The following is a 25090-nucleotide window of genomic DNA, read 5'->3' as shown; positions in this document are numbered from 1 at the left end:
TGGCCGCGTCCTGCCCGCTCACGCCATGCCTCCGTTGTGCTGCTGGTCCCCGTTGGGTCCGGCGGGTCCGTCGAACCCGTCCGGTCCGTTGAGCCCGTTGAGCCCGTCCGGTCCGTTGAATCCGGTGGCTCCGTTGAATCCGTCGAACCCGCCGGGGGTCTCGAAACCGCCCACGCCGTGGTTGCCGCCGAAGGTGTCGAAGGCGGCGGGGCCGCCCGTACCGCCCGCCAGGTCCGGCACCTGCGGCGTCCCGTGGATGCTGCCCTCGCCGGGCTGTGCCTGGTGCGGGATGCGCGGCTCGATGCCCGGGACGGTCGCGTCGGCGGCTGCCGAGGCGGCCGCCTCGCGCTCCGCGACGACCTCGTGGACCGCCTCGATGACGCCCTTGTAGCCGGAGCAGCGGCAGAGGTTGCCGCACAGCGCCTGGCGGGTCTCCAGGTCGCTGGGGGCGTGGTTGCCCTCGAGCAGGTCATGGATGGTCATGGCCATGCCGGGCACGCAGAACCCGCACTGCACCCCGCCCGACCTGCACAACGCCTGTTGCACGTCCGACAGTTCCCCGCCCGTCGCGAGGCCCTCGACGGTCCGTACCTCGCTGCCGGCCGCCGTGGCCGCCGGAACCAGGCAGGAGGCGACGAGCCGCCCGTCGACCTGCACCGCGCAGGCTCCGCACTCGCCCTGCGAGCAGCCGTCCTTGGCGCCGGCCAGGCCGAGGCGCTCGCGCAGCACGTACAGCAGGGACTCGCCGATCCACGCCCCGGTGACGGGCCGGTCGGCGCCGTTGACCCGCAGGACGTAGGAAGCCGCCGGGTGCTCGTGGTGGGCGACGGCGGGGCCGCCCTCTTCTTCGTACGTCGCCTCCTGGCCCGGGAAACCCCCGGTACCGCCCTCGCCCGGAGGTGTCGCACCGCTGTCGGCGCCGCCGTCACCCGGCACGGGCGCGGCCTCCGCTCCGGCGGGGGCGGCCGGCGCCTGCGCGAAGCCGTGTCCGGTACCCCCGGCCCCGGCTGCGTCCTGCGCGCCCCCGGCGTCGGCGACGTCCTCGGCCTCCACCGGACGCGGCCGCTCGCCCTCGACCGGAATCTCCGCCGGGCCGTGGGAGGCCTCGATGTCCGGGGCCGCGGCGGGCACGGCCTCGGGCTCCGGCCCGGCCTGGAGGTAGGCCTCCGGCAGCGGGGTCCCGACGCCCGGCCCGCCCAGCACCCTCGGGCCGCGTCCCAGGGCCCCGGCGGCGGGCGCCCCTGCGGACACGCCCGGCAGCACGCCGGAGCTGAGCAGCACCCCGTGGCCGGCGTCCGGCGCCTCGGGGATCTCGTGCGGCGCCCAGGGGGCCGAAGCCCCGCCCGGCAGCGTCGCCGGAGCCCGGCCCCAGCCGGCGTCCGGGCCGGCGTCCGGACCGGTGCCGGCCGCGCCGCCCGGCAGCGTCCACTGGCCGGTGGCCATGTGGTCCTCGGGCTGGTGGACCGCCTCGGGGAAGTGCCACTCGGCCGTCGAGCCCGGATCCGGGTCCGCGTGCGGGACTCCATACGGGACTCCGTGCGGGGTGGCATGCGGATCCCCGTGCAGGTGCAGGCCGCCGCCGAGCGTGTCCCCGTGTCGCCCGCCCTGCGGTTCCGCCTCCGCCTCGCCCGCCGGCGCCGGCGCCCCGAAGGCCGCCGCCACCGAGGCCGGGAGCGGGATGGACGCCGGGATCGGCGCCCGGGCAGCCGCGGCGCCCGCGCCGGCGGGGTCCGCCGGTCCGGTCCCCGAGCCCGCCTCCGGCCACTGCACCGGCATCGTCCAGGTCCCGGTGGCGGAGGGGTCCGCACTGCCCGAACCCAGCGGCACGATCATCGGCGGCGGCACGAACCCGTGCCCGGGCGCCGCCAGCGGCTCCCCGCGGTCGAGCGCGTCCAGCATCTCCTGCGGCAGCTGTACGAAGGCCGTGGCCTCGGAGTCGTACTCGCCGCCCTGCGGCACCGGCTCCCAGCCCCAGGCGTTCCCGGCGCCCGAAGTCCCCGCGTGCCCCGTGTGCCCCGTGTGCCCTGTGTTCCCGGTCGTTCCGCTCACGTTCTCGTTCTCACTCATGAGGTCAGCGCCCTCCCCAGGGCCCTGCGCGCCAGCACGGCCACCGTCCGCCGCAGATGCAGTACACCGGAGGACACCGGTTCCCCCTGGTCGGGCACGCAGGCGGCCGCGACGTACTCACCGAAGGCCTCCAGCGCCTCGGGGGCCAGGCTGCGGTCCCCGTCCCAGTCGATCAGCGAGGCCACCCACTGCTCGGCCTCCAGCGGCCGCAGCGGCATCGGGGCCACCGCGCCGATCGCACACCGCACCCCCCGGCGCGCGGGGTCCAGTACGAGCCCCACGGACGCCACCGCGCGCCCCGGACCTGTACGCCCCGTGGCCTTCAGGAACACCTGCGGCGCGTGCAGCAGCGGCACCCGCACGAAGCCGATCAGCTCGCCCGGCCGCAGCATCTCGCGCCCGGCCAGCAGGTGGGAGACGGGGATCTCGCGCTGCGAGCCGCCGGGGCCGACGATGACCAGCTCGGCCTCCAGCGCGGCCAGCACCGGCAGGGCGTCGCCGGTCGGCGCGGCCGTGGCGATGTTGCCGCCGAGGGTGCCGGCGTTGCGGATCTGCGGCGGGCCCGCGGCCCGGGCGGCGGCGGCGAGCGCCGGGATCAGAGCGGCGAAATCCGGCCGTCCCATCCGGGCGTGCGTCAGTCCGGCGCCGAGCAGCGCGTGCCCGTCCTGGTACTGCCACCCGCGGATCTCGTTGATCCGGCCGAGGCCCACCAGGGCGGCGGGGCGCAGCAGCCCGGCGTTGACGGCGGCCATGAGGTCGGTGCCGCCCGCCACGGGCACGGCCGCGGGCATGGCGGTGAGTGCCGCCACGGCCTCGTCGAGCGAGGCCGGCAGCGTCACGGACTGCGCCGCCCGGTCCGCCTGCGGCTCCTGAGCCGAATGCAGTGCGTGCGGCCCCTGAGCCGAATGCGGTGTGTGCGGTGCGTGCGTGGTCAACCCGGCTGCCCCTTCCCGATGTCCCGGTCCCGGCGCTCACGCCTGTCCGCCGTACGGTACGTGCTCACCGCCGGGACGTGGCAACTCTGGCACATCTTCGGGACCACCCGGCGCGAGGGTCGCCCGCGTACCGGGCGCCGGCCCGCGCCCCGGCGCCGCCCGGACGCAGCGGGGGCGCGCCCCGGGAGCGGGGCCGGGCCCCACCCGCACACCATCCACCCGAACGTCCGTTTTCCTCCGGATACACCTGATTCGAGAGAGAGTTCCAAAGGTTCCCGAAGAGTTCCGCTTCCGGTCAGCCGGCGCCCGGGCGCCCCCCGCGCCCCCGGGTCACACGATCGGAGGCCCGCCCTCGATCGGACGTCCCCGCACCCCCGGCCGCCGCTGCCACGGCAACGGTCCGCCCGGTGGCCGGTACTCGACCCCGAGGGCGTCCAGGCGCGCGTAGTGCGTCGTCGTCCGCGCCTCGAAGCCGGCCCAGTCGCGGGATTCCGGTTCCGGCAGCCGCGACCACACCGTCTCGGCGAAGGCCGCCAGCCGCGGGAACACCTGGTAGTCGACCCGGTCCTGGTTCTCCATCACCTCGGTCCACACGTTGGCCTGCGCGCCCAGCACGTGCGCGGCGGCCTGCGGCGACAGCTTGGGCGGCACGGGCTCGAAGCGGTAGACGTCCTCCAGCGAGCGCACGTACCCGATGGGCATCGGCTCGTCCGCTCCGCCCGCCTGACGGTGGTCCAGGTACACCTGCTGTTCGGGGCACATCACCACGTCGTGCCCGGCCTCGGCGGCGGCGATCCCGCCCGCGTATCCGCGCCAGGAGGACACGGCCGCGCCGTCCGCGAGCCCGCCCTCCAGGATCTCGTCCCAGCCGATGAGCCGGCGGCCGCGCGCCGCGAGCCAGCCGTCGAAGTGCCGGATGAACCAGGACTGCAGCCCGTCCTCCCCGTCCACCCCCAGCTCGGCGATCCGCGCCTGCGCCGCGGGCGAGGCCTTCCACTGCGCCTTGGGGCACTCGTCGCCGCCGACGTGCACGAAGGGCGAGACCTCCGCCGGGAAGAGGTCCAGCAGCTCCTCGAAGACCCCTTCGTAGAAGCGCAGTACCTCCTCGGTCGGCGCCAGCACGTTCTCGCTGATGCCCCAGTCGTCCCACACGCCGAGCGCGGCGGTGTCCACGACGTCGGTGTTCCCCAGCTCGGGGTGGGCGGCGATCGCGGCCTGGGAGTGCCCGGGGATGTCGATCTCGGGGACCACCCGCACGTGCCGCTCCGCCGCGTAGGCGACGATCTCGCGGATGTCGTCCTGGGTGTAGTAGCCGCCGTGCGGGGTGTCGTTCCACAGCGGGGAGGCCCGGTGGCCCCACCGGCTGCGCGCCCGCCAGGCGCCGGCCCCGGTCAGCTTCGGGTAGCGCTTGATCTCGACCCGCCAGCCCTGGTCGTCCGTCAGGTGCAGGTGGAGCACGTTCAGCTTGTGGGCGGCGAGCAGGTCGATGTAGCGCAGCACCCCGGCCTTGGGCATGAAGTGCCGGGCGACGTCGAGCATCATGCCGCGCCATCCGAAGCGGGGGCCGTCGACGACCGTGGCGTACGGCAGGCTCCACCGGCGGTCCGGGCGCAGCGGCGCCCGCCGGTACGCCTCGGGGCCGAGCAGCTGACGCAGCGTCTGGGCGCCCCAGAACAGCCCGGCCGCGCCCCCGCCGGTCAGTTCCACGCCGTCGGCGCCGATGTCGAGCCGGTACGACTCCGGCCCGGGCCCGCCCGCACCCCCGGCTTCGATCCGCAGCCGTACGTCGCCCCGCGCGCCGGCGCCGGGGGCGGGCAGCCCCCACCCGGTGGCGGCGCCCACCTCGCGGCGCAGCCAGCGCGCGACGCCCTCGGCCCCGGGCCCGGCGCCGAGCAGGGGCTCGGGCCCGAAGGCGTAGCGGCGCCCCTGCGGGTCGGGGACGGCGCTCTCGGGTAGCGGGATCAGGTCCATGCGTCAGCCCTCCGCGACAGCCGGCCGGTCGCATCCCGCGCAACACCTGTTCCGCGGAGCGCTCGTCGCGCCGACCCTAACCGGCCCGCCGGGCACGGCAAAGGCCCCCGGGCGCTCTTGGGCGCACCGGGGGCCTTCGTCGGCGGAAGCGGGGACTTGGCTACTTGTCCTTGCCGCCCTTGTCCTTGTCGCCGCCGGCGCCCATGGACTCGTAGATCTCCTTGCACATGGGGCAGACGGGGTACTTCTTCGGGTCGCGGCCCGGAACCCAGACCTTGCCGCAGAGCGCGACGACGGGGGTGCCGTCGAGCGCGCTCGCCATGATCTTGTCCTTCTGGACGTAGTGGGCGAAGCGCTCGTGGTCGCCGTCGCCGTGGGACACCTGCGGCGTCGGCTCTACGAGGGTCCCCGTACCAGTCCCGCGCTCGGGCTCAAGAGTGCTCATAAAAACCAGGGTACTGAACGCCGCCGGGGTCAGTTCAGCGACGGGTCGTCCAGATAGGTGGCGACCATCGCGAGCTCGCTGCGCTGGCGGCGCAGCACCGCCCGCCACAGCCGTTCGGGGTCCGGGTAGGAGACGTCGCCCGGCTCGGAGTCGACCACGTACCAGGCGCCGTCGCCCAGCTCGACCTCCAGCTGGCCGGGGCCCCATCCGGAGTAGCCGGCGAAGATGCGCAGGCCCCCCAGGGCCGCGGCGAGCAGTTCGGGCGGGGCCTCGAGGTCGACCAGGCCGATCGCCCCGTGCACGCGGCGCCAGCCGAGCGGGCCCTCCTCGCCGGGGATCACGGCGACGCCCAGGGCCGAGTCCAGTGCGACGGGGCCGCCCTGGAACACCACCCCCGGGTCGCCGGCCAGCGGGGCCCACGGCAGCAGGATGTCGCGGACGTCCACGGGGGTGGGCCGGTTGAGGACCACGCCGAGGGAGCCCTGCTCGTCGTGGTCGAGCAGCAGCACCACCGCGCGGTCGAAATTCGGGTCCGCGAGGGCGGGGGTGGCCACGAGCAGCCGCCCTGTGAGGGAGGACACCTCGGTCATGGCCACATGATCTCGCACAATCGCCCCTCAGGGGGAGCGGGCGGCGGGATCGGATCACGCGCAGCTCAGGGCGCACGGCGGCAGACGGGAGCGCGCGCCGCCACACATGCCGGAACACGACACTCCGCTACCTGGCGGACACCGAGGGTGGTGTGCCGCATTCATGACAGTTCTACGGCCCCGTCACCCATACAAACATGGGGGTGGTGGCCCTTACCCTTACCACTGGTCCCCTGCCCATCCACTCCGGAACGCGAGATCCATGACCGGCAACGATGTCCTGCTTGTCCACGGCGGAACCCCGCTCGAGGGCGAGATCCGTGTCCGCGGTGCGAAGAACCTCGTGCCGAAGGCCATGGTGGCCGCCCTGCTCGGCAGCGAGCCGAGCCGGCTGCGCAATGTTCCCGACATCCGTGACGTGCGGGTCGTGCGCGGTCTGCTCCAGCTGCACGGCGTCACCGTGCGCCCCGGCGAAGAGCCGGGCGAGCTGCTCCTCGACCCGTCGCACGTCGAGAGCGCCAACGTCGCCGACATCGACGCGCACGCGGGCTCCTCCCGCATCCCGATCCTCTTCTGCGGCCCGCTGCTGCACCGCCTCGGCCACGCCTTCATCCCGGGCCTGGGCGGCTGCGACATCGGCGGCCGGCCGATCGACTTCCACTTCGAGGTGCTCCGCCAGTTCGGCGCGACCATCGAGAAGCGCGAAGGCGGCCAGTACCTGGAGGCGCCGCAGCGCCTGCGCGGATGCAAGATCCGCCTGCCCTACCCCTCGGTCGGCTCGACCGAGCAGGTCCTGCTGACGGCCGTCCTGGCCGAGGGCGTGACCGAACTCAGCAACGCCGCCGTCGAACCGGAGATCGAAGACCTCATCTGCGTACTGCAGAAGATGGGCGCGATCATCTCCGTGGACACCGACCGGACCATCCGGATCACCGGCGTGGACCGCCTGAGCGGCTACAACCACAAGGCGCTCCCGGACCGCCTGGAGGCCGCCTCGTGGGCTTCCGCGGCCCTGGCGACCGGTGGCAACATCTACGTCCGCGGAGCGCAGCAGCGCTCGATGATGACCTTCCTGAACACGTACCGGAAGGTCGGCGGCGCCTTCGAGATCGACGACGAGGGCATCCGCTTCTGGCACCCGGGCGGCCCGCTGAAGGCCATCGCGCTGGAGACGGACGTGCACCCCGGTTTCCAGACCGACTGGCAGCAGCCGCTGGTCGTCGCCCTGACGCAGGCCACGGGCCTGTCGATCGTGCACGAGACGGTGTACGAGTCCCGTCTGGGCTTCACCTCCGCGCTCAACCAGATGGGTGCTCACATCCAGCTGTACCGCGAGTGCCTGGGCGGCTCGGCCTGCCGCTTCGGCCAGCGCAACTTCCTGCACTCGGCGGTCGTCTCCGGCCCGACCAAGCTGCAGGGCGCCGACCTGGTCATCCCCGACCTGCGCGGCGGGTTCTCGTACCTGATCGCGGCGCTGGCGGCCGAGGGCACCTCGCGCGTCCACGGCATCGACCTGATCAACCGCGGCTACGAGAACTTCATGGAGAAGCTCCAGGAGCTGGGCGCCAAGGTCGAGCTGCCGAACGGCGACCTGGTCTGATCATCCCCTCCCGGGGCCCCTGCGGGGCCCTGGGAAGGCCTGAGGGCGGCCACCCCATCCGGGGTGGCCGCCCTCGGCCGTTCTACGTACTACTGCCGTCCCGTGGGCCTGTGCGGCCCTCGGCACAAGGGCGTACTACTTGCCCTTGGCGGCTTCCTTGAGCTTGGAGCCCGCGGAGACCTTCACGCTGTAGCCGGCCGGGATCTGGATGGGGTCGCCGGTCTGCGGGTTGCGCGCGGTGCGAGCGGCACGGTGGGTGCGCTCGAAGGTCAGGAAGCCGGGGATGGTGACCTTCTCGTCGCCCTTGGCGACAATCTCGCCGACGGTCTCGGCGAGCGCGGCCAGAACGGCGTCGGCGTCCTTGCGGGTCACCTCGGCGCGCTCGGACAGAGCGGCCACCAGCTCACTGCGGTTCATGTTGTACTCCCGTGTTCAACTTGCCTTAGAGGCGTGAGATCGAAGCCGATGCTGCCAGGGCCCTCGGACAGTCCCCGGACCCGGGTCTGAACGTCAGACCCTCTCGCCCGGTTACGCATCCTGCCCCCACCAGCGGCGGGAAAGCCAATCCGGCACCCGCCAGGGTCACACGAAAAGCGCCACAGTCACGCCGCGGTGACGCTCCGTCCGCACCAGAGGCATCCGGTGGATGCGGACCGCGGGCCACGCGGGCATCCCCGCAACCCTAGAGGCGCCCTGCCGGGCCCGCATCCCGCGACGCGCCGGGATCAGGCCGTGGGCCCCGTCACAGCGGCGGCCTGGGCGGCCTTGCGGACGGCGCCCGCGACGGCGCCCGCGACCTTGTCGTTGAAGACGGACGGGATGATGTAGTTCGCGTTCAGCTCGTCCTCGCCGACGACGTCGGCGAGGGCGGTCGCGGCGGCCAGCATCATGCCGGTGTTCACGGTCCGCGACTGGGCGTCGAGCAGACCGCGGAAGACGCCCGGGAAGACCAGCACGTTGTTGATCTGGTTCGGGAAGTCCGAGCGGCCGGTGGCCACGACGGCGGCGGTCTGGCGCGCGACGGCCGGGTCCACCTCGGGGTCCGGGTTCGCGAGCGCGAACACGATGGCGCCTTCCGCCATGGCGGCGACGTCCTCGCCGGAGAGCACGTTCGGGGCCGAGACGCCGATGAAGACGTCGGCGCCGACGACGGCCTCCTTGAGGGTGCCGGTGTAGCCCTCGGGGTTGGTGTTGTCGGCGATCCAGCGCAGCGGGGAATCGGGGGCCGCGTCGACGAGGTCGGGGCGGTCCGCGTGCACGACGCCGTGGATGTCGGCGCTGACGGCGTTCTTGACGCCCGCCGCGAGGAGCAGCTTGAGGATGGCCGTACCGGCGGCGCCGGCGCCCGACATGACGACCTTGACGTCGCCAACTGCCTTGCCCACGACGCGAAGTGCGTTGGTCAGGGCGGCGAGGACCACGATCGCGGTGCCGTGCTGGTCGTCGTGGAAGACGGGGATGTCGAGGGCCTCGCGCAGGCGGGCCTCGATCTCGAAGCAGCGCGGCGCGGAGATGTCCTCGAGGTTGATGCCGGCGAAGCCCGGGGCGATCGCCTTGACGATCGCGACGATCTCGTCGGCGTCCTGGGTGTCGAGGCAGATCGGCCAGGCGTCGATGCCGGCGAAGCGCTTGAAGAGGGCGGCCTTGCCCTCCATGACGGGCAGCGCGGCCATCGGGCCGATGTTGCCCAGGCCCAGGACGGCGGAACCGTCGGTCACGACTGCGACGGAGTTGCGCTTGATGGTGAGGCGGCGCGCGTCCTCGGGGTTCTCGGCGATGGCCATGCACACGCGGGCGACGCCCGGGGTGTAGATCATCGAGAGGTCGTCGCGGTTGCGGATGGGATGCTTGGACGACATCTCGATCTTGCCGCCGAGGTGCATCAGGAAGGTTCGGTCGGAGACCTTGCCGAGGCTGACGCCCTCGATGCCGCGGAGCTTCTCGACGATCTCGTCGGCGTGCGCGGTGGAGGTGGCGGCGATGGTGACGTCGATACGGAGCTTTTCGTGGCCCGACGCGGTCACGTCGAGACCGGTGACCGAGCCTCCGGAAGACTCCACGGCGGTGGTGAGCTGGGAGACCGCGGTTCCGCTCGCGGGCACTTCCAGGCGGACCGTCATCGAATACGAGACGCTGGGCGCCGTTGCCATGGCCGTGTTTCCTCTTCTGTCCCTGGTTTCGCTGTACACACAGGGTCCCGCACTGCTCCGGCCGAAACACGGCAGGTGCGGCAGGACCTGTTGTCCGATCGTCCCACCTACCAGCCGGTACAAGGTAACCAGCTACAAATTCCGGAAAGACTCTTCCACCATACGAGATACCGGGGGCTCCTGGAATGGTGGGTTAATACAAAACAGGTCCGCGCCCCCACAAGTGGAGGGCGCGGACCTGTTGTTCCGACTAAGACACCGACCCGCCATGCTCGCCTCGCGGCAAGTGGTCGCTCTAAGCGACGAAGGTTGGGCCCGGGGGCTTGGATCGAGCCGGTGTCGTACCCAGGCTAACAAAGGATCGCCGGAAGCGATCCCCCCTCCCGCGAGTTGGACACCCCGGATCACGCGCCTGGCCGCGAGCCGTCAGGGTGGGGTCAGGGCCCGGTCAGGACCCCGTCAGGCAGGGTCGGGCACCGTCAGGACCCGGTGGGGTACCCGTCAGGGTCCCCGCCCGGGCCCGGCGTCCCCGTCACCGCGCCCGCAGCAGCTCCGGCACCCCGTCCGCGCCCGGGCGGTCGCCCGCCGCCGAGATCACCGTCAGCTGCTGCGTCGCGCGCGTCAGCGCCACGTACAGCACCCGCAGGCCCGCCGGGGACTCCTCCGCGATCTCCGCCGGGGAGACGACCACGGTGGCGTCGTACTCCAGCCCCTTGGCCTCCAGGCTGCCCAGCGCCACCGCCCGCTCCCCCAGCTCCGACAGCCAGCCCGCGGCCTGCGCGCGCCGGTCCATGGCCACGACCACACCGACGGTCCCGTCCACCTGCTCCAGCAGCCGCCGGGTCTCCTCCCGCACCGACTCGCCCAGATCGTCCCCGGCGGCCGTGAAACGGGGCTCCAGGCCCGTGGAGCGCACCGCCGTCGGCGGCTCCATGCCGGGCATCGCCAGCTCCAGCACCCGGGAGGCCACCTCGGCGACCTCGGCCGGGTTGCGGTAGTTCACGGTCAGCGTGAACCGCCTGCGCGGCCGGCTCCCCAGGGCCTCGTCGCGGGCGGCGGCCGCCTCGTCGGGGTCCGTCCAGGAGGACTGCGCCGGGTCGCCGACCACCGTCCAGGTGCCCATCCGGCCGCGCCGGCCCACCATCCGCCACTGCATCGGCGTCAGGTCCTGGGCCTCGTCCACGATGACGTGCGCGTACTCGGTCCGCTCGGCCGCGATCCGCTCGGCCCGCTCCCACTGGGTCTCCTCCCGGACCGGCATCAGCTCCTCCAGCCCGCTGAGCTGGTCCAGGGGGTCCATCTCCCGCTTGCGCTTCGGCCGCGCGGGCGCGCCGAGCAGCTGCTGGAGCTCGTCCAGCAGCGCCACGTCGTGCACCGACAGCGGGCCCTTGCCGTCCGGGCCGACCCGGCGCAGCGACCGCGCCAGCTGGCGGGTCTCGCGGGGGTTCAGGTCCCGGCGCGACCAGCGGCCCAGGCGCCGCTCGTCCGCCATCGCGGCCAGCACCCCGCGCGGGGTCAGCTCCGGCCACCAGGCGTTCAGGAAGCCGAGGAAGTCGTCCTCGGTGGAGATGTCCTCGTCGAAGGCGGAACGCAGCTCGGCGGCCAGCTCCGGGTCGCTGTGCCGGCCCGTCGCGCCCGTCTTCGCGTACAGGGCGTCGAGCAGCAGCTTGCGGGCGCGCGGGCGCAGCAGGTTCACGGGGGCGGTGCCGCCGAGGACGTTCTGCCGGATCCGGTTCAGGTCCCCGGCCTCCAGCTCGACGCGGCGGCCGAAGGCCACGACGCGCAGCCGCTCGGGGGCGGCGCCCAGCTCCAGGGTGCCCCGTACGGCCTTGCGGAGCACCTTGAGCATGCGGGAGGAGCCCTTGACCCGGGACACGGACGGGTCGTCGTACGTGGTCGCCTCGGCCCCGTCGACCAGCGAGCCGAGCGCCCGGATGGCGACCTGCCCCTCCTCGCCGAGCGAGGGCAGCACGCCCTCGGTGTACGCGACGAGCAGCGGGGTCGGGGAGACGATCAGGATGCCGCCGGAGTAGCGGCGGCGGTCCTGGTAGAGGAGGTACGCGGCACGGTGCAGGGCGACGGCCGTCTTGCCGGTGCCCGGCCCGCCGGCCACCTCGGCGACGGAGGCGGCGGGGGCCCGGATGACCAGGTCCTGCTCGGCCTGGATGGAGGAGACGATGTCCCGCATGGAGTGCGTACGGGCCCGCCCGAGGGCGGCCATCAGCGCGCCGTCGCCGATGGCGGGCAGCTCCCGGCCGTTCAGGGCGGCGGTGACCTCGGGGCGCATGAGGTCGTCCTCGACGCCGAGCACCTTGCGGCCCTTGGAGCGGATCACGCGGCGGCGGATGACGCGGCCGGGGTCCTTGGGAGTGGACCGGTAGAACGGCGCGGCGGCCGGAGCCCGCCAGTCGATCACCAGCGGCGAGTAGTCGGAGTCGAGGACGCCGATGCGCCCGATGTGCAGGGTCTCGGCGATGTCCGCGGTGAGGTCGGCGCGGATCGCGTCGTCGGCGGGATCGATGGAGGTGTACGCGCCGTCGGGCCCGCGCTCCCCGTCCTTCCCCAGGACGAGGTCGATGCGGCCGAAGAGGAAGTCCTCGAACTCGTTGTTCAGCCGGTTGAGGTGGATCCCGGCGCGGAAGACCTGCGCGTCGCGCTCGGCGAGCGCGCCGGGCGTGCCGACCTGGCCGCGCTTGGCGGCGTCGTTCATGAGGAACTCGGCCTCGTGGATCTTCTCCTCAAGGCGTCGGTACACCTGATCGAGATGCGTCTGCTCGACCGCGATCTCCCGATCGCGGACGGAATCCGCCGTGCTGTCGACAGCGGCATTCTGCGCGGCCACCAAGGCCCCCTTCTGACGTGCGTGGGCGACCGTCAACCGTACGCGAATCCGCAGGTCTCCGCACGCCGGTCCCGCGCGCCGGACGATTCGCCCCCGTCTGGGGGGCGGGGGCGGTGGGCCCGGGGCGCGACAGATCGCTACGCGCTCCTCATTTCTCAGCGCCTACCGACCGCCTTGGGCTGATACCCGCACCACAGGGTGATCAGAGCGAGGTGGGGAAGGGTTCGGAGCCGGCTCAGCCGAACCAGACCACCAGGCGGACGTTCTCGTCGCCGTACTCGGCCGCCAACGCACTCATCGACGCCCACACCGGCGCCCAACGGCCCTCGGGAGGTACGAACATCCTGGCCGTGAAGACCACCGGACGGTACACGGCGCCGTTCAGGTGGACCTCGCCGCCCGGCGGCCATTCGAACGGGAACAGATCCTCGCCGAAGAGCTCCTCCGACGCGTCGAGCACCTCGATCGGCGCCCAGACCACGCCGTCCAGGACGAGCTCGCCGTCCGGCCCCGGTCGCCACTCGCCCAGACGGTTCCCGTCGGGGCGGTCGCAGAGCGGCGCATCCCAGTCGACCGCCGCGATCTCGGCCCATGTCGCGTACGAGTGGCTGTGGTTGAGTTCGTCACACTCCTTCGGCACCTCGTCGCAGGCGTCCTCCGGCCACCCCCGCTGGTCGAACAGCGACCGGTCCACCCCGAGGCCCCCGCCGTAGCCGAACAGGCACTCGCGGGCCTCCCGCGCCTTCCAGAGGTCGAAGTCGAGCAGATCGACCGCCATCCCCCACGCCCCGCCCGCCGTACGCGTTTCGATCAATCCGTCGATGTACGTCCCCATGAGGCCCGATGCTAGACCGGCCCTCATGGGAAGGGATCAGACAAGGCGCTGGGCCAGCACCTGCCCCGGCCAGGCGTCGGACAGGAAGCGGTCGGTGGGGGTGAAGCCGTTGCGCTCGTAGAAGGCGACCAGTTCGCCCCCGCCGCCCGCCCAGCAGTCGACGCGGAGGAGCTCCAGGCCCGCCCGCCGGGTCTCCCCGGCGGCGTGGGCCAGGAGGGCCGCGCCGACGCCCAGGCCGGCGTGGCGCCGGTCGGAGACGAGCAGGCGGACGTACAGCTCGGGTTCCCCGGCCGGGGCGATCGGCATCTGCGGGCTGGGCCCGGAATCCAGCACCATGGCGCCGGCCGGCATTCCATCCAACTCCGCGATGTACGGGGTGTTCTCGGTCAGGTACCGCTCGACCCGAGCCGCCCCGCCGGGCTTCTGCGAGTACGGCGTCGTACCCCACTGCTCGGTGTTGCCGCGGGCGTTCATCCAGGCCACCGCGCCGTCCAGCATGTCGAGAATGGCCGGTGCGTCGGCGAGGCCGCCCGGCCTGATGCGTATGCCGTGTGTGGTGTCGTTCACGGCGGAATCTTAGGCATCCGTGTCAGCCCTTGAGGGCGCCGACGAGCTGGGCGCGCTCGCGCAGGTCTCGTACCGCCCGGACCGTGCCGTGGGGGCGGAGCCTGAGGTTCATGACCTCGAAGTGCTCGTCGCCCCGCGCCGAGGACAGCGCCTCGTACTCGTCCAGGAACCGGCCCCACGACTCGCACGCGGCCTCGACGTGGCCGATGGCCAACTGCCTCTGGGCGAGGAGCCCGTAGGCGTGGAGACGGCCCTGCCTCTCGTTCGCGGGCTGGACCCGGATCGATTCCCGCAGCGTCCGTACCGACCCCGGCACGTCCTTCGTCTCGTTCAGGACATGAGCCACATGGAACAAATACGCGGTCCGGTCGTACCCGCCGACCGACTCCCGCCGGTCATCAGCCCGCCCGAGCGCTTCCTCCGCTTCCCGGAGCCGGGCGAAGGCCTGCCGCTTGTCTCCCACCATCGCCGCGCCGTGCGCCTGCTGCCCGCGCAGGAACGCGACGAGCCTCGGCCCGGCCGCGGGGGCCGCTTCCGCTGCCGAGTCGGCGAGTTCGAGAGCCCGTCGGCCGTAGCCGAGATTGGACGCCTGGAGCGACATGCCGCGCAGGGTGCGGCAGTAGGTCACGTGCTCCTCCGCCTCCCCGGCGAGCTTGAGCGCGGACACGTAGTAGTCCTGGCCGAGGCGGTGCTGCCGCTCGTACATCGCCATCCACCCGGTGAGGTACACCAGGTCGGACGCTGCCGCGAGCATGCTCCGCCGCACGGGAGCCGCCGCTTCGGCCTTCAGCCACGGGCCGACGGTGTTCACGAGGAACGCCGCCGCCATCGGCCGGGCGTGGCCGGCGCCGAGCTCGTCGAGGATGTCGGCGATCCGCTCCGTCATCGCCTCCACGGCGGCCACCTGCGCCTGCCCGACCCGCGTCGTCGCCTTCCCGGGCCTTATCGGCTCGGGACTGTCGGCCCGTGCCAGGCCCGGGAACAAAGGGATGGCAAGCGCCGCGGAGAAGACGCCCGCTGCGATCACACGACGCCGGGCTGGATCCATATCGGCCCTTCCAAGGTCTACGAGTTCCCGGACAGTGTCCGCCTCCACGGCCCCGCCCGGCGGTGTGAGACCCGCCTCCCCGTAAGTGACCGGACGTGCCAGTTTCCTTTCGAACGCCTCGATGATCAGCGCCCTGACCTGCGGCCGCGGCTGGTGTCCCGCCACCCACTGGGACACGGCGGGCTGACCGTACTTGAGAGCGAGCCCGGCCTCCGCACCGACGCGGTTGACGATCGAAGCGAACTGGCTTCTCGACCATCCGGCCTGCTCAAGGAGCGTCGACAGACCGGTATTGGGTGTGCGTGAGCGTCGCGCCATGAGTGACTCCCCACAGGTGCATGGCTTGCATGCTTCTCCGACTCTCCAACGGTACTCGCGGAGGGGGTGCGCGCGGTTACCTCTTCACACCAACCGGTGACCGAGCGGAAGTTGGCCGCTCGATGACGACATCAGGGAGCGACCCATGACCAGCCGAATCATCCACAGCTGCGCCCATGGCGTACTGGGGATCGACACTTCGGCCGACCCCTGGCTCGGACTGGAGGCCGCGTTCGCGCCCAGCCAGGACCTCCTCGCCCGCGCCAGGGCCGGCTGGCAGCGCTTCACCGATTCCCTCGAGGAACCCTGCGATGACTGAACGGTACGAATACGTCCCCCATCGCCTCCTGCGCCGCCGCGTCCGCGACATCGCCTCCGGCACCGAAGGCGAGCTGATGGCCGTGATCAACGAGAACGTCTCCGACACCGCCACCGAGCACTGGATGGAACTGGCCTACATCCGCGGCGCCTCGGGACGCGAATTCACCACCGCAGCCACCAATATCGAGCCCTCCCAGCTCTCCGAAAGGGCGTCTGACCAGCCCCAGACGACCGTCGGACGCCGAAACGAGAGGAGCACGTAGCGATCTCTCGCGCCTGTCGGGCCCAGATGGGCTTCTGGTCACCATCGGGTGCAGGTATCAGCCCAAGACGGCCGGCGGACGCCGAGAAATGCGGAGCGCGTAGCGATCTGCTGCGCCCGGGCCCCCGGCCCTGGGGCAGGGCTGGACAGGCCCGGATGCCCGGCGCGGCAAGACCCGGCCCCTCGCCTCATCGCTGACGAGGCCGCTCCTCCCGCTCCTGCCCCGTGACCGTTCCTTTGGGGGCTTCCCGGCAGTCCTTGTCTTTCCGGGGCGGGACGGTCTGTCAAGGGTGGCCGAAGGCCATCGCGAAGCGACGCGAACGCAGTGAGCGCCCTTGACGGACCGTCCCGAACCGGAAGGACGATGGGACTGACGGGAAACCCCCAAACCGGCTCTGATCAGGTCCAGCCGGGACCCGGATCCCGGAGTCCCGGCCCGCAGACAAGGGGGCGGGTGGGCAGCCACCGACCCGCCCCCACCCCCTCGAGGGGGGAGATAGCGGGCCCGCACCGCGAGGCAACGTACAGGCGGCACAAAGCGCCCCCCACCCCCTACGCCTCTGCGGCCACCATCGTGCGGGTCCGCCTCCGGTGGCGGGCCACCCGCTCGCGGTTGCCGCACAGTTCGCTGGAGCACCAGCGGCGGCGGTGGCCGCGGGAGGTGTCGAGGTAGAGGCGGGCGCAGCCGTCGCCCTCGCAGCTGCGCAGCAGTGCCAGATCGCCGGGGTCGGTGAGGAGTTCCACCGCGTCCCGGGCCACCGAGGCCAGCAGGCCCGCACACTCCACTCCGCCGCACAGTTCCCGTACGAGGTGGCCCTCCTGGTCCCGTACGGCGCACAGCCCCGGGGGCGGGCCGGCCGCGGCGGCGTTGACCCGGGACAGGGCGCCCTCGTCGGGGGCGGCGGCGGCGAGTTCGGCCCGTACGAGGCTGTCGACGTCGCCGCGCAGGGCGCGGAAGGCTGCCACCCAGTCGGGCCCGAGCCGTCCGAGCGGGGTCCGGTCGGGCACCAGGCCGGCGCCGACCAGCCACAGCCGCAGCCCGTCGCCGTCGCGGATCCCCTCCGCGTCACCGGACCCGGACCCGGACCCGGCCCCGGCCCCGGACCCGGAAGTGGCCAGCAGGTCGAGACAGACCCGCCCGGAGTCGAACCACATGCCCGTCCACATGCCCGTCACCGCCTCGGTCGCCGTGGGCCGCCTCCCCAGAGTGCCGTCGCAGCCGTCGAAGCGGAAGCCCCCGCGCGGGGCTACCCCCGCCCGGTCCCTACCCCCGCCCCGGCGGGTCGTCGTGGAGGAGGCGCTGGAAGAGGCGGTGGTCGCGCCAGGCGCCGTTGATGTGGAGGTAGCGGGGCGCGAGCCCGTACTGGGTGAAGCCGGCCTTCGCCAGGACCCGCTGCGAGGCGAGGTTGTCCACGAGCGTGCCGGCCTCCACGCGGTGCAGTCCGAGGTCGTCGCGGGCGACGCGGCAGACCTCCTCGAGGGCCGCGGTGGCCAGCCCCTTGCCGTGCCAGTCCTGGGCGATCCAGTAGCCCACGCCCCCGCTGGCGAAGGGGCCGAGGACGATGCTGCCGAGGTTGATCGCCCCCACGGGCTCGCCGGTCGCCTGCTCGGCGAGCAGGTACGGGACCAGGCGCCCCGCGTCGCGCTCGCCGAGCAGGCCCTCGATCCGGGCCCGCTGGCCGGCCTCGGTGTAGAACTCCTCGTCCCGGTCGGGCTCGTAGGGCGCCATGTACGCCCGGTTGCGTGTCAGTACGCGGGCAAGCCCGGCGGCGTCGCCGGCGGCCAGGCCCCTCATCTCCACCCCGTTGATGATCATCCCGGCACGGTAGCGGAGGACCCGCTCAGCCGCACCCGGAGCTGGTCTCCCCGGCGTCCAGCGACAGCCGGTACCCCCGCTTGACCACCGTCTGGATCAGCCGCGGCGCCCCCAGGGCCGCCCGCAGCCGGGCCATCGCCGTCTCCACGGCGTGCTCGTCGCGCCCCGCACCCGGCAGCGCCCGCAGCAGCTCTGCGCGGGAGACCACCCAGCCGGGCCGCCGGGCGAGCGCCGCCAGCAGGGCCATCCCGGCGGGCGGCACCGGGCGCAGCAGGTCGTCGACGAGCACCGCGTGCCCCCTGATCTCCAGCCGGTGCCCGGCGACGGGCAGCACCCGCGCCCGGCCCGGGAGCTCCTTGCACAGCAGCTGCACCAGCGGTCCGAGCCGGAACCGCTCCGGCTGTACGGTCTCCACCCCCTCGGCCTGGAGCGGCAGCGCCGTCACGGGCCCCACGCAGGCGGCGAGCACCGGCCCGCGCAGCGCCTCCAGTACGGCCTCCCGCAGCCCCCGTTCCCCGGCCCGGGACAGCAAAGAAGCAGCGGCGGGCGCGGAGGTGAAGCTGAGGGCGTCCACCGTTCCGACGGCCAGCGCGTCCAGCAGCCGGTCCAGCGGTGCGAGGTCCTCGGGCGGCATCCACCGGTACACGGGGACGGGCACCACCTCGGCGCCGCCCGCGCGCAGGGCCTCGACGAAGCCGGGCAGCGGTTCGCCGTGCAGCTGGAGGGCGATCCGCCGGCCGTCGACCCCGCCGGTCAGCAGCCGGTCCAGTACCTCGGCGAGGGATTCGGAGTGCGGGGACCAGTCCTCCACCAGCCCGGCGGCCCGTACGGCCCCCTTGACCTTCGGCCCGCGCGCGAGCAGTTCGGTGGCGCGCAGGCGGGCGAGCAGCTCCTCGCCGATGCCCCAGCCGTCGGCGGCCTCGATCCAGCCGCGGAAGCCGATGGCGGTGGTGGCGACGACCACGTCCGGCGGGGCGTCGACGAGTTCCTTGGTGGCGGCCATCAGCTCCGTGTCGTCGGCGAGCGGCACGATCCGCAGGGCGGGGGCGTGGATGACGGCCGCTCCGCGCCGGCGCAGCAGGGCGATCAGTTCGTCCGCCCGGCGGGCGGCGGTGACTCCGACGGTGAATCCGGCCAGGGGGCCGTGCGTAGCGTCGTCCATCGTGGTGACCTGCCTTGCCCTGAGGGTTTCCAGCGTCGGGGAGGACCGAGCCTGTCAAGACGTCGTGTCAGGCTCGGTTCCACCGCATTTCCGGCCAGTTAACCGGCATCACCGGCATCACTGGCATCACCGGCATTACACCGAGGTGAGCTGCACCTTCTTCCCGGTCCCGGCCGCGGTCCCGGCCCCGGTCCCGGCCGTGGCCGGGGCCTGGGCGGCCGCGGGGCGGCGAAGGTATACCGCCCAGGTGACCGCGCAGCACACGGCGTAGAAGCCGAGGAAGGTGACGAAGGCGGCCGTTCCGGAGCCGGATTCCAGGAAGGCCTGGCGGAAGACCAGGTTGATGCCGAGTCCGCCGAGTGCCCCGACGGCTCCGATCAGTCCCATCGAGGCGCCCGAGAGCCGCCGTCCGTGTGCGGCGGCCTCCTCGCCGTCCAGGCCGCGGGCCAGCGCCTTGGCCTGGAAGATGCCGGGGATCATCTTGTAGGTGGAGCCGTTGCCGAGCCCGCTGAGCGCGAAGAGCGCCACGAATCCGACGAGGAACACCGGCAGGGATTCCCGTACGGAGGCCAGTACGACCACCGCGGTCGCGGCGGCCATCGCCACGAAGGTCGCCAGGGTGATCCGGGCCCCGCCGAAGCGGTCCGCGAGCGCCCCGCCGACCGGCCGGACCAGTGATCCGAGGAGCGGCCCGATGAAGGTGAGGGAAGCGGCCTGGAGCGGGGTCCGCCCGAACTGGGTCTGGAGCACGAGTCCGAAGGCGAAGCTGTAGCCGATGAAGGACCCGAAGGTGCCGATGTAGAGGAAGGCCATGATCCAGGTGTGGGCGTCCTTGGCTGCCTCGCGGACGGCGCCCGCGTCGTTGCGTACGGGCGCCAGGTTGTCCATGCGTACGAGGGCCAGCGCGGCCGCGATCACGATCAGCGGGAGGTAGATCACCAGCAGCAGCCGGGGGTGTGCCGCCCCGGCGGTCCCGATGACCAGCAGCGCGACGAGCTGCACCACGGGGACGCCGATGTTCCCGCCGCCCGCGTTGAGCCCGAGGGCCCAGCCCTTCTTGCGCAGCGGGAAGAAGGCGTTGATGTTCGTCATCGAGGAGGCGAAGTTCCCGCCGCCCACCCCGGTGAGCGCGGCCACGGCCAGGAAGGTGCCGTACGAGGTGCCGGGCTCCATGACGACCAGCGCGGCGACGGTCGGCGCGAGCAGCAGGAGGGCGCTGACGACGGTCCAGTTCCGGCCGCCGAAGCGGGCGACGGCGAAGGTGTAGGGCACCCGCACCAGGGCGCCGACCAGGGTCGCGGTGGCGATGAGGAAGAACTTCCCGGCCGGGTCGATCCCGTACTGGGGGCCCATGAAGAGCACCATCACGGACCACAGCGACCAGATCGAGAAGCCGATGTGCTCGGAGAGGATGGAGTAGAGGAGGTTGCGGCGGGCGGTCCGCTCCCCCGTCTCCCGCCAGAAGGTCTCGTCCTCGGGGTCCCACCGCTCGATCCAGCGGCCCCCCTTGCGCGGTGCGGTCGTACCGGTCATCACACGCCTCCACAGCTGTCGCGTCCGTGTGACGAGGCTAGGAACGGCTCGTTTCGGCCCCGGTCCCCGCCGGATGACCGGCGCGAAACCTTGCACTCACCCGCCGTCTGGGCCCGGTGTGAGCGCTGCCGGGAGCCAGCTGCCCGGGAGCACTTCCAGCCAGCCGCCGGCGCTCTGGAGTTCGGCGGCCGCCCGCTCGAGGGCGTCCAGGCCGGGGTGGCGCAGGCCCTTGCGCCACACCATCGACAGCGGGGACAGCGGTACGGGGTCCACCAGCGGCCGCTTCACGCAGCCGGGCATGTCGAGGAAGCCGACGGTCGCCAGGACCGGGTTGCGGGTCTTGGCCATCACCCGGCGGAACTCCTCCTTGCCGATGGCCACCGGCGCGGGCGGGGCCAGCGCGATGCCCCGCCCGGCGAACAGCTCGCGGGCGAGCCCGGTCCACTCCAGGGTGCGCGGGTTCCCGGCCCCGGCGTACACGCTCTCCCCGGCGAGCGCGGCGAGCGGTACGCCGTCCCGCGCGGCCAGCGGGTGGTCCTCGGGCAGCACCACGGCGAGGGGCTCGTAGCGCACCGGGCGGTGGGCGAGTCCGGCCAGCAGCGCGGGCTCGAGCCCGGCCGCGTACCCGAAGGAGACGTCGAGCCGCCCGGCGGCGATCTCGGCGGCGGCGTGGGTGAGCCCGCTCTCGAAGCGGGCCATCAGCTCGCAGCCCGGGGCGAGTTCGCGGGCCCGCTCCAGGACCCGCCGGCCGGTGCTGGGTCCGTCGGTGTTCATGTCGACGAGCAGGGCCCGGGGCGGTCCGGCGAAGGCGGCGGCCAGCTCCTCGTGGGCGCGCAGCACCTCGCGGGCGTGGGGCAGCAGCCGCTCCCCGTCGGCGGTCAGCGCCACGGCGCGGGTGGTGCGCAGGAACAGCGGGGTGCCCAGGGTCTGTTCGAGCCGGCGCACGTCGCGGCTCAGCGCCTGCTGGGCGACGTAGAGGCGGGCGGCGGCGCGGGAGAAGTGCAGCTCCTCGGCCACCGCGAGGAAGCCGCGCAGCAGCCGGGGGTCGACGTCTCGGGCGCTCACCCCCGGAGACTAACGGACATTGACAACGAGAGGGCGTTAGTGCCCCCGGAACAGGTGTTGGACCGACCTGCGCCCCGCCCCGCAGGCTCATGACATGCCCCGACGCACGCCCCGACCGACCCCGCTCATGTCCGTGACCGGCGACACCCTGGTCCTGGCCGCACCCGCACCCGCACACCCGGCCCCGGCCGCCCCGGCCCGGACCCGCACCCCCGGCCGGACCCGCACCCCCGGCCCGTACGCCCGTCTCTTCGCCCTCCCCGGTACGCGCGGCTTCACCGCCGGGAACCTGCTGGCCCGGCTCCCCATGGGCATGTTCGGCGTCAGCGCGGTCATGATGATCGCCGGGCAGCGCGGCTCGTACGCCCTCGCCGGCGCGGTCACCGCCACCGGCCTGGCCGCCACCGCCCTCGTCGCGCCCTGGACGGCCCGCCTGATCGACCGGTACGGCCAGGCCCGGATCGCCGTACCGGCCACCGTGATCGCCGTCCTCGGCTCGCTCGGCCTGATCGTGTGCGTCCGTACGCAGGCCCCCGCCTGGACCCTCTTCGCCTCCTACGCGGCCACCGCGACGACCCCCAACATCGGCGGCATGTCCCGGGCCCGCTGGACCCACCTGCTGCCCCCGGCCTCGCACCACACCGCGATGTCCTTCGAACAGGCCGCCGACGAACTGTGCTTCATGCTCGGCCCGGTCCTCGCGGCCTTCCTGTGCACCGCCGCCTTCCCGGAGGCGGGCACCCTGACCGGGGCGGTCCTGCTGCTCACCGGCATGCTGGTCTTCACCGCGCACCGGGCCACCGAGCCCCCCGCCACGGGTGTGCGGCCCGCCGCACAGGGCCCCTCCCCTCTGCGCGCCCTGCTCCCGCTCCTCGGCCTGTTCCTCGCCACCGGGGCGGTGTTCGGCTCCATGGAGGTCACCTCGATCGCCCACCTCGGAGCCCTGGGCCTCGGCGGCGCCTCCGGCCCGGTACTGGCCCTCCAGGCGGCGGGCTCCTGCGCGGCCGGCCTGCTCTACGGCACCCGCCGCCCCCGGAGTCTGCGCACCTGCCTGCTCGCGCTGGCCGCGGCGATGGCCCTCCCCTGGGCCGCGGCCGCAACCGGCTCCCTCCCGCTGCTGGCCCTGGCCCTGCTGCTGGCCGGGGTGGCCACGGCCCCGGTGATGGTCACCGCCATGGCCCTGGTCCAGCGGGCCACCCCGCACGGCCGCCTCAACGAGGGGATGAGCCTCGCCGTCACCGCGATCCTCGCCGGTATCGCCGCCGGTTCCGCCACGGCGGGCCTCGCCGTCGACCGCCTGGGCTCCACCGCGGCCTACGCCCTCCCGGCCGCCGCCGCCCTGCTCGCCCTGGCCCTCTCCACCACAACGAGCCGATTTATCCGTATTGTTCCGGCGGCCGAGTGACGCGCCCGCGTGGTACGCGGCGCTCCTCCGCGCGATCCCGCATAACTGGGGGTGCTTTCCCCAGCGCCCTTCCTTTCGCGGAGGAACTCCCCTTGCCTGCTTCACGCTCCGTCTCCTCGGCCCTCGTCGTCGCGGCCGTCACCGCGTCCTGTCTGGTGCCGGCCGTACCGGCCCTGGCCGACTCCTCCCCCGTCCGGTTCTCCCAGCCGTACGTCCCCTCCATCGCCCCCGGCAAGACGGGCCGCGTCGTCATCGCGGCCCTGAACGGCCAGGACCCGGCGCGCAGCAGCACCTTCCGGATCACCGCCCCGGAGCGGACCACCTTCCCCGAGGCCCGGTTCTACTGGAACGGCCGGCGGGCGGGCGGCTCGTGCACCCGCTCGACCGACGCGCGCCTGCTGACCTGCGATGCCGGCACCCGCGCCGGCTTCGCCTTCCCGGCGAACACGCGGACGCGGCTGGCGGTGGCCCTGCGGGTGGACCCGAACGCCCCGGAGGGCACGACGCTGGACGGCGGCGAGTGGGCCAACGGCACGGACGCGCCCGCCCTGTTCGCCGTCGCCACCCCGGTGACGGGCCCGAAGGGCGACGACGGCCGCCCCGGCCACGACGGCCACCACGGCCACGACGGCAAGCCCGGCCACCACGGCAAGCCGGGACGCCCGGGCCCCAAGGGAGACAAGGGCGAGAAGGGGGACAAGGGCGAAGACGGCCTCAGCGGCGAGCGCGGCCCGGCCGGCCCCCAGGGCCTCCAGGGAATCCGCGGCCCCCAGGGCCCCCAGGGCATCCGCGGCCCCCAGGGCCTGAAGGGCGACACGGGCCCCTCCGGAGGCGCCCAGGGCCCCCAGGGCCTGAAGGGCGACAAGGGCGAGCCCGGCCTCAATGGCCTCGACGGCCAGCGCGGCCCCGCCGGCCCCCAGGGCCTCCAGGGAATCCAGGGCATCCAGGGGCTCCGCGGCCCCCAAGGCCTGAAGGGCGACACGGGCCCCTCCGGAGGCGCCCAAGGCCCCAAGGGCGACAAGGGCGAACCCGGCCTCAACGGCGTCGACGGCCAGCGCGGCCCGGCCGGCCCGCAGGGCCAGACCGGCCTCACCGGCTCCCCCGGCCCCCAGGGCGCACAGGGCATCCAAGGGATCCAGGGCATCCGGGGACCCCAGGGCCTCGAGGGCCGCCAGGGCATCCCCGGCCCCCAGGGCGAGAAGGGCGAGAAGGGCGAGAAGGGCGACAGCGGAAAGCCCGGCACCTGCAAGAAGTGCGGCGACCACCACGGCAAGGACGACCACCACGGCAAGGGCGGCAAGGGGGACAAGGGCGACCACCACAGCGACAGCCCGAAGGCCCGCATCGTCGCCACCGGCAAGGGCCTCGGCATCCGCTCCGGCCCGGGCGCGGGCTACACGAAGACGGGCAAGATCCCGTTCAACACCGTGGTGAAGCTCCAGTGCAAGGTCAACGGCCAGACCGTGGGCGACAATTCGATCTGGTACAAGCTCGCCGACGGCCGCGGCTGGATCGCCGCCCGCTACGCCCTGAACCTCAACAAGATCCCGTACTGCTGACGGCACCACCAGCTCCACCGGCATGACAAAGGCCCCGCAGCCGAGAGGCTGCGGGGCCGGTTCGGGGTGCGCCCGGGGCCGTGTTGCGAAGAGTCAGCCCTGGGTGGGGCCGTAGTAGTCGCCGAGCATGTCTGAGACCCACTGCGGCTGGCGCACCTCTCCGCGTGCACCCATCTCTGCGAACCAGGGCTTCACGTCGAGGACGGGGGTGCCATCGACAGCGTCGAGGTCTTCGACGTGAAGGTCCAGGCCGTCGACTTTGACCAGACGGCAACGGGAGACGCCGAGCCAGTTCAGGCGGCGCATGTGGCGGTGGCCGAAGACGCCGACCTTCGGCCAGTCGGGGTTGTCGCGGGGGCTGCGGGCCCCGAGGTTGAGGTCGGTCTGGTCGGTGAGGTGGAACCGGAAAACGATTTCGAGGTGGGAGAAGGTCTCCAGCTCTCGGGTGGCTTCGGGGGTGAAGCGGTCGCCGTCGAGGCGGATGATGGCCTGGGTGCCGCCCCAGTGGTCGTCGGTCGGCTCGGTACGGCCTCCGACGACATGGCCCAGAACCTCTACTTCGAATGTCTCGCGGTCTGCCATGCGGGATTCCTTCCGGG

At 73.3% G+C, this 25090-nt stretch carries 22 protein-coding genes; 5 read left to right on the top strand and 17 right to left on the bottom strand.

Annotated features, from left to right (window positions below; genetic code table 11):
• Nucleotides 1–18: 18 nt before the first annotated feature.
• The 5 genes from OOK34_RS16790 to OOK34_RS16770 all read right to left on the bottom strand — a co-directional run bounded on the left by OOK34_RS16790 (nt 19) and on the right by OOK34_RS16770 (nt 6008).
• Complete coding sequence (locus tag OOK34_RS16790) at nt 19–2067, bottom strand: (2Fe-2S)-binding protein (RefSeq protein ID WP_267034682.1); 2049 nt, start codon at nt 2065–2067, stop codon at nt 19–21.
• Nucleotides 2064–2951, bottom strand: coding sequence for a xanthine dehydrogenase family protein subunit M (locus OOK34_RS16785; RefSeq protein ID WP_267036773.1), 888 nt, complete (start codon nt 2949–2951; stop codon nt 2064–2066). The genes OOK34_RS16790 and OOK34_RS16785 overlap by 4 nt, the downstream gene beginning before the upstream one ends.
• A 381-nt stretch (nt 2952–3332) precedes the next feature.
• Nucleotides 3333–4973, bottom strand: a complete 1641-nt coding sequence (locus tag OOK34_RS16780; RefSeq protein WP_267034681.1) for a beta-N-acetylhexosaminidase — start codon at nt 4971–4973, stop codon at nt 3333–3335.
• Between the two features lie 160 nt (nt 4974–5133).
• A complete protein-coding gene (locus tag OOK34_RS16775) occupies nt 5134–5418 on the bottom strand; it encodes a DUF3039 domain-containing protein (RefSeq protein WP_007264396.1) in 285 nt (94 codons plus the stop codon).
• A 29-nt stretch (nt 5419–5447) separates the two neighbouring features.
• Nucleotides 5448–6008, bottom strand: coding sequence for a YqgE/AlgH family protein (locus OOK34_RS16770; RefSeq protein WP_267034680.1), 561 nt, complete (start codon nt 6006–6008; stop codon nt 5448–5450).
• Nucleotides 6009–6270: 262 nt separating this feature from the next.
• Here OOK34_RS16770 and murA point away from each other — a divergent pair, with 262 nt between their 5' ends.
• The gene (murA, locus tag OOK34_RS16765; protein ID WP_267034679.1) at nt 6271–7608 is read left to right on the top strand and encodes a UDP-N-acetylglucosamine 1-carboxyvinyltransferase; all 1338 of its coding nucleotides are present in this window, start codon (nt 6271–6273) and stop codon (nt 7606–7608) included.
• A gap of 135 nt (nt 7609–7743) precedes the next feature.
• Here the strand turns inward: murA and OOK34_RS16760 are convergent, their stop codons facing one another.
• From OOK34_RS16760 to OOK34_RS16735, 6 genes are all read right to left on the bottom strand, one after another.
• Nucleotides 7744–8025 (bottom strand): HU family DNA-binding protein, encoded by a 282-nt coding sequence (locus tag OOK34_RS16760; protein WP_007264399.1) that lies wholly within the window; start codon nt 8023–8025, stop codon nt 7744–7746.
• Between the two features lie 308 nt (nt 8026–8333).
• On the bottom strand, nt 8334–9758 hold the full coding sequence (locus OOK34_RS16755; protein ID WP_267034678.1) for an NAD-dependent malic enzyme: 1425 nt from the start codon (nt 9756–9758) through the stop codon (nt 8334–8336).
• 532 nt (nt 9759–10290) lie between these two features.
• Nucleotides 10291–12600 (bottom strand): UvrD-helicase domain-containing protein, encoded by a 2310-nt coding sequence (locus OOK34_RS16750; protein WP_267034677.1) that lies wholly within the window; start codon nt 12598–12600, stop codon nt 10291–10293.
• A gap of 235 nt (nt 12601–12835) precedes the next feature.
• Nucleotides 12836–13435: a hypothetical protein gene (locus OOK34_RS16745; protein WP_267034676.1), complete on the bottom strand. Its 600-nt coding sequence runs from the start codon at nt 13433–13435 to the stop codon at nt 12836–12838.
• 36 nt (nt 13436–13471) lie between these two features.
• Entirely contained in the window at nt 13472–14002 is a 531-nt protein-coding gene (locus OOK34_RS16740) for a GNAT family N-acetyltransferase (RefSeq protein WP_267034675.1), read from the bottom strand.
• 22 nt (nt 14003–14024) lie between these two features.
• A complete protein-coding gene (locus OOK34_RS16735; protein ID WP_267034674.1) occupies nt 14025–15368 on the bottom strand; it encodes a hypothetical protein in 1344 nt (447 codons plus the stop codon).
• A gap of 145 nt (nt 15369–15513) precedes the next feature.
• On the opposite strand from OOK34_RS16735, the gene OOK34_RS16730 reads away from it, so the two are divergent.
• Nucleotides 15514–15687: a hypothetical protein gene (locus OOK34_RS16730; RefSeq protein WP_267034673.1), complete on the top strand. Its 174-nt coding sequence runs from the start codon at nt 15514–15516 to the stop codon at nt 15685–15687.
• Complete coding sequence (locus OOK34_RS16725; RefSeq protein ID WP_267034672.1) at nt 15680–15952, top strand: hypothetical protein; 273 nt, start codon at nt 15680–15682, stop codon at nt 15950–15952. Before OOK34_RS16730 ends, OOK34_RS16725 begins: the two co-directional genes overlap by 8 nt.
• Nucleotides 15953–16503: 551 nt before the next feature.
• Here OOK34_RS16725 and OOK34_RS16720 read toward each other — a convergent pair.
• From OOK34_RS16720 to OOK34_RS16700, 5 genes are all read right to left on the bottom strand, one after another.
• Entirely contained in the window at nt 16504–17118 is a 615-nt protein-coding gene (locus OOK34_RS16720; RefSeq protein WP_267034671.1) for an ABATE domain-containing protein, read from the bottom strand.
• A gap of 97 nt (nt 17119–17215) precedes the next feature.
• Nucleotides 17216–17767: a GNAT family N-acetyltransferase gene (locus OOK34_RS16715; protein WP_267034670.1), complete on the bottom strand. Its 552-nt coding sequence runs from the start codon at nt 17765–17767 to the stop codon at nt 17216–17218.
• A gap of 25 nt (nt 17768–17792) precedes the next feature.
• On the bottom strand, nt 17793–18929 hold the full coding sequence (locus OOK34_RS16710; protein ID WP_267034669.1) for a uroporphyrinogen-III synthase: 1137 nt from the start codon (nt 18927–18929) through the stop codon (nt 17793–17795).
• Nucleotides 18930–19064: 135 nt separating this feature from the next.
• Nucleotides 19065–20462 (bottom strand): NarK/NasA family nitrate transporter, encoded by a 1398-nt coding sequence (locus OOK34_RS16705; RefSeq protein ID WP_267034668.1) that lies wholly within the window; start codon nt 20460–20462, stop codon nt 19065–19067.
• Nucleotides 20463–20558: 96 nt separating this feature from the next.
• Nucleotides 20559–21527 (bottom strand): LysR family transcriptional regulator, encoded by a 969-nt coding sequence (locus tag OOK34_RS16700; protein WP_267034667.1) that lies wholly within the window; start codon nt 21525–21527, stop codon nt 20559–20561.
• A gap of 94 nt (nt 21528–21621) precedes the next feature.
• Between OOK34_RS16700 and OOK34_RS16695 the strand changes: the two genes are divergently transcribed.
• Both OOK34_RS16695 and OOK34_RS16690 read left to right on the top strand, forming a co-directional pair.
• Entirely contained in the window at nt 21622–22932 is a 1311-nt protein-coding gene (locus tag OOK34_RS16695) for an MFS transporter (RefSeq protein WP_267034666.1), read from the top strand.
• A gap of 92 nt (nt 22933–23024) precedes the next feature.
• Complete coding sequence (locus tag OOK34_RS16690; protein WP_267034665.1) at nt 23025–24491, top strand: SH3 domain-containing protein; 1467 nt, start codon at nt 23025–23027, stop codon at nt 24489–24491.
• 93 nt (nt 24492–24584) lie between these two features.
• Here OOK34_RS16690 and OOK34_RS16685 read toward each other — a convergent pair whose 3' ends face one another.
• The gene (locus OOK34_RS16685; protein WP_267034664.1) at nt 24585–25073 is read right to left on the bottom strand and encodes an SAM-dependent methyltransferase; all 489 of its coding nucleotides are present in this window, start codon (nt 25071–25073) and stop codon (nt 24585–24587) included.
• Between the last annotated feature and the right edge of the window lie 17 nt (nt 25074–25090).

It is taken from the genome of Streptomyces sp. NBC_00091 (genome assembly GCF_026343185.1).
GTDB lineage: Bacteria > Actinomycetota > Actinomycetes > Streptomycetales > Streptomycetaceae > Streptomyces.
The sequence above is the reverse complement of the archived record's forward strand: the minus strand, read 5'-3'. Positions and strand labels throughout refer to the sequence as shown.

Excerpts from the sequence above, each read along its gene's own strand:
- OOK34_RS16790 (WP_267034682.1), bottom strand. The coding sequence starts at position 2,067 with ATGAGTGAGAACGAGAACGTGAGCGGAACGACCGGGAACACAGGGCAC.
- OOK34_RS16760 (WP_007264399.1), bottom strand. The coding sequence starts at position 8,025 with ATGAACCGCAGTGAGCTGGTGGCCGCTCTGTCCGAGCGCGCCGAGGTG.
- OOK34_RS16780 (WP_267034681.1), bottom strand. The coding sequence starts at position 4,973 with ATGGACCTGATCCCGCTACCCGAGAGCGCCGTCCCCGACCCGCAGGGG.
- OOK34_RS16755 (WP_267034678.1), bottom strand. The coding sequence starts at position 9,758 with ATGGCAACGGCGCCCAGCGTCTCGTATTCGATGACGGTCCGCCTGGAA.
- OOK34_RS16685 (WP_267034664.1), bottom strand. The coding sequence starts at position 25,073 with ATGGCAGACCGCGAGACATTCGAAGTAGAGGTTCTGGGCCATGTCGTC.
- murA (WP_267034679.1), top strand. The coding sequence starts at position 6,271 with ATGACCGGCAACGATGTCCTGCTTGTCCACGGCGGAACCCCGCTCGAG.
- OOK34_RS16770 (WP_267034680.1), bottom strand. The coding sequence starts at position 6,008 with ATGACCGAGGTGTCCTCCCTCACAGGGCGGCTGCTCGTGGCCACCCCC.
- OOK34_RS16710 (WP_267034669.1), bottom strand. The coding sequence starts at position 18,929 with ATGGACGACGCTACGCACGGCCCCCTGGCCGGATTCACCGTCGGAGTC.
- OOK34_RS16725 (WP_267034672.1), top strand. The coding sequence starts at position 15,680 with ATGACTGAACGGTACGAATACGTCCCCCATCGCCTCCTGCGCCGCCGC.
- OOK34_RS16695 (WP_267034666.1), top strand. The coding sequence starts at position 21,622 with ATGCCCCGACGCACGCCCCGACCGACCCCGCTCATGTCCGTGACCGGC.
- OOK34_RS16775 (WP_007264396.1), bottom strand. The coding sequence starts at position 5,418 with ATGAGCACTCTTGAGCCCGAGCGCGGGACTGGTACGGGGACCCTCGTA.
- OOK34_RS16705 (WP_267034668.1), bottom strand. The coding sequence starts at position 20,462 with ATGACCGGTACGACCGCACCGCGCAAGGGGGGCCGCTGGATCGAGCGG.
- OOK34_RS16720 (WP_267034671.1), bottom strand. The coding sequence starts at position 17,118 with ATGTGGACGGGCATGTGGTTCGACTCCGGGCGGGTCTGTCTCGACCTG.
- OOK34_RS16730 (WP_267034673.1), top strand. The coding sequence starts at position 15,514 with ATGACCAGCCGAATCATCCACAGCTGCGCCCATGGCGTACTGGGGATC.
- OOK34_RS16715 (WP_267034670.1), bottom strand. The coding sequence starts at position 17,767 with ATGATCATCAACGGGGTGGAGATGAGGGGCCTGGCCGCCGGCGACGCC.
- OOK34_RS16745 (WP_267034676.1), bottom strand. The coding sequence starts at position 13,435 with ATGGGGACGTACATCGACGGATTGATCGAAACGCGTACGGCGGGCGGG.
- OOK34_RS16735 (WP_267034674.1), bottom strand. The coding sequence starts at position 15,368 with ATGGCGCGACGCTCACGCACACCCAATACCGGTCTGTCGACGCTCCTT.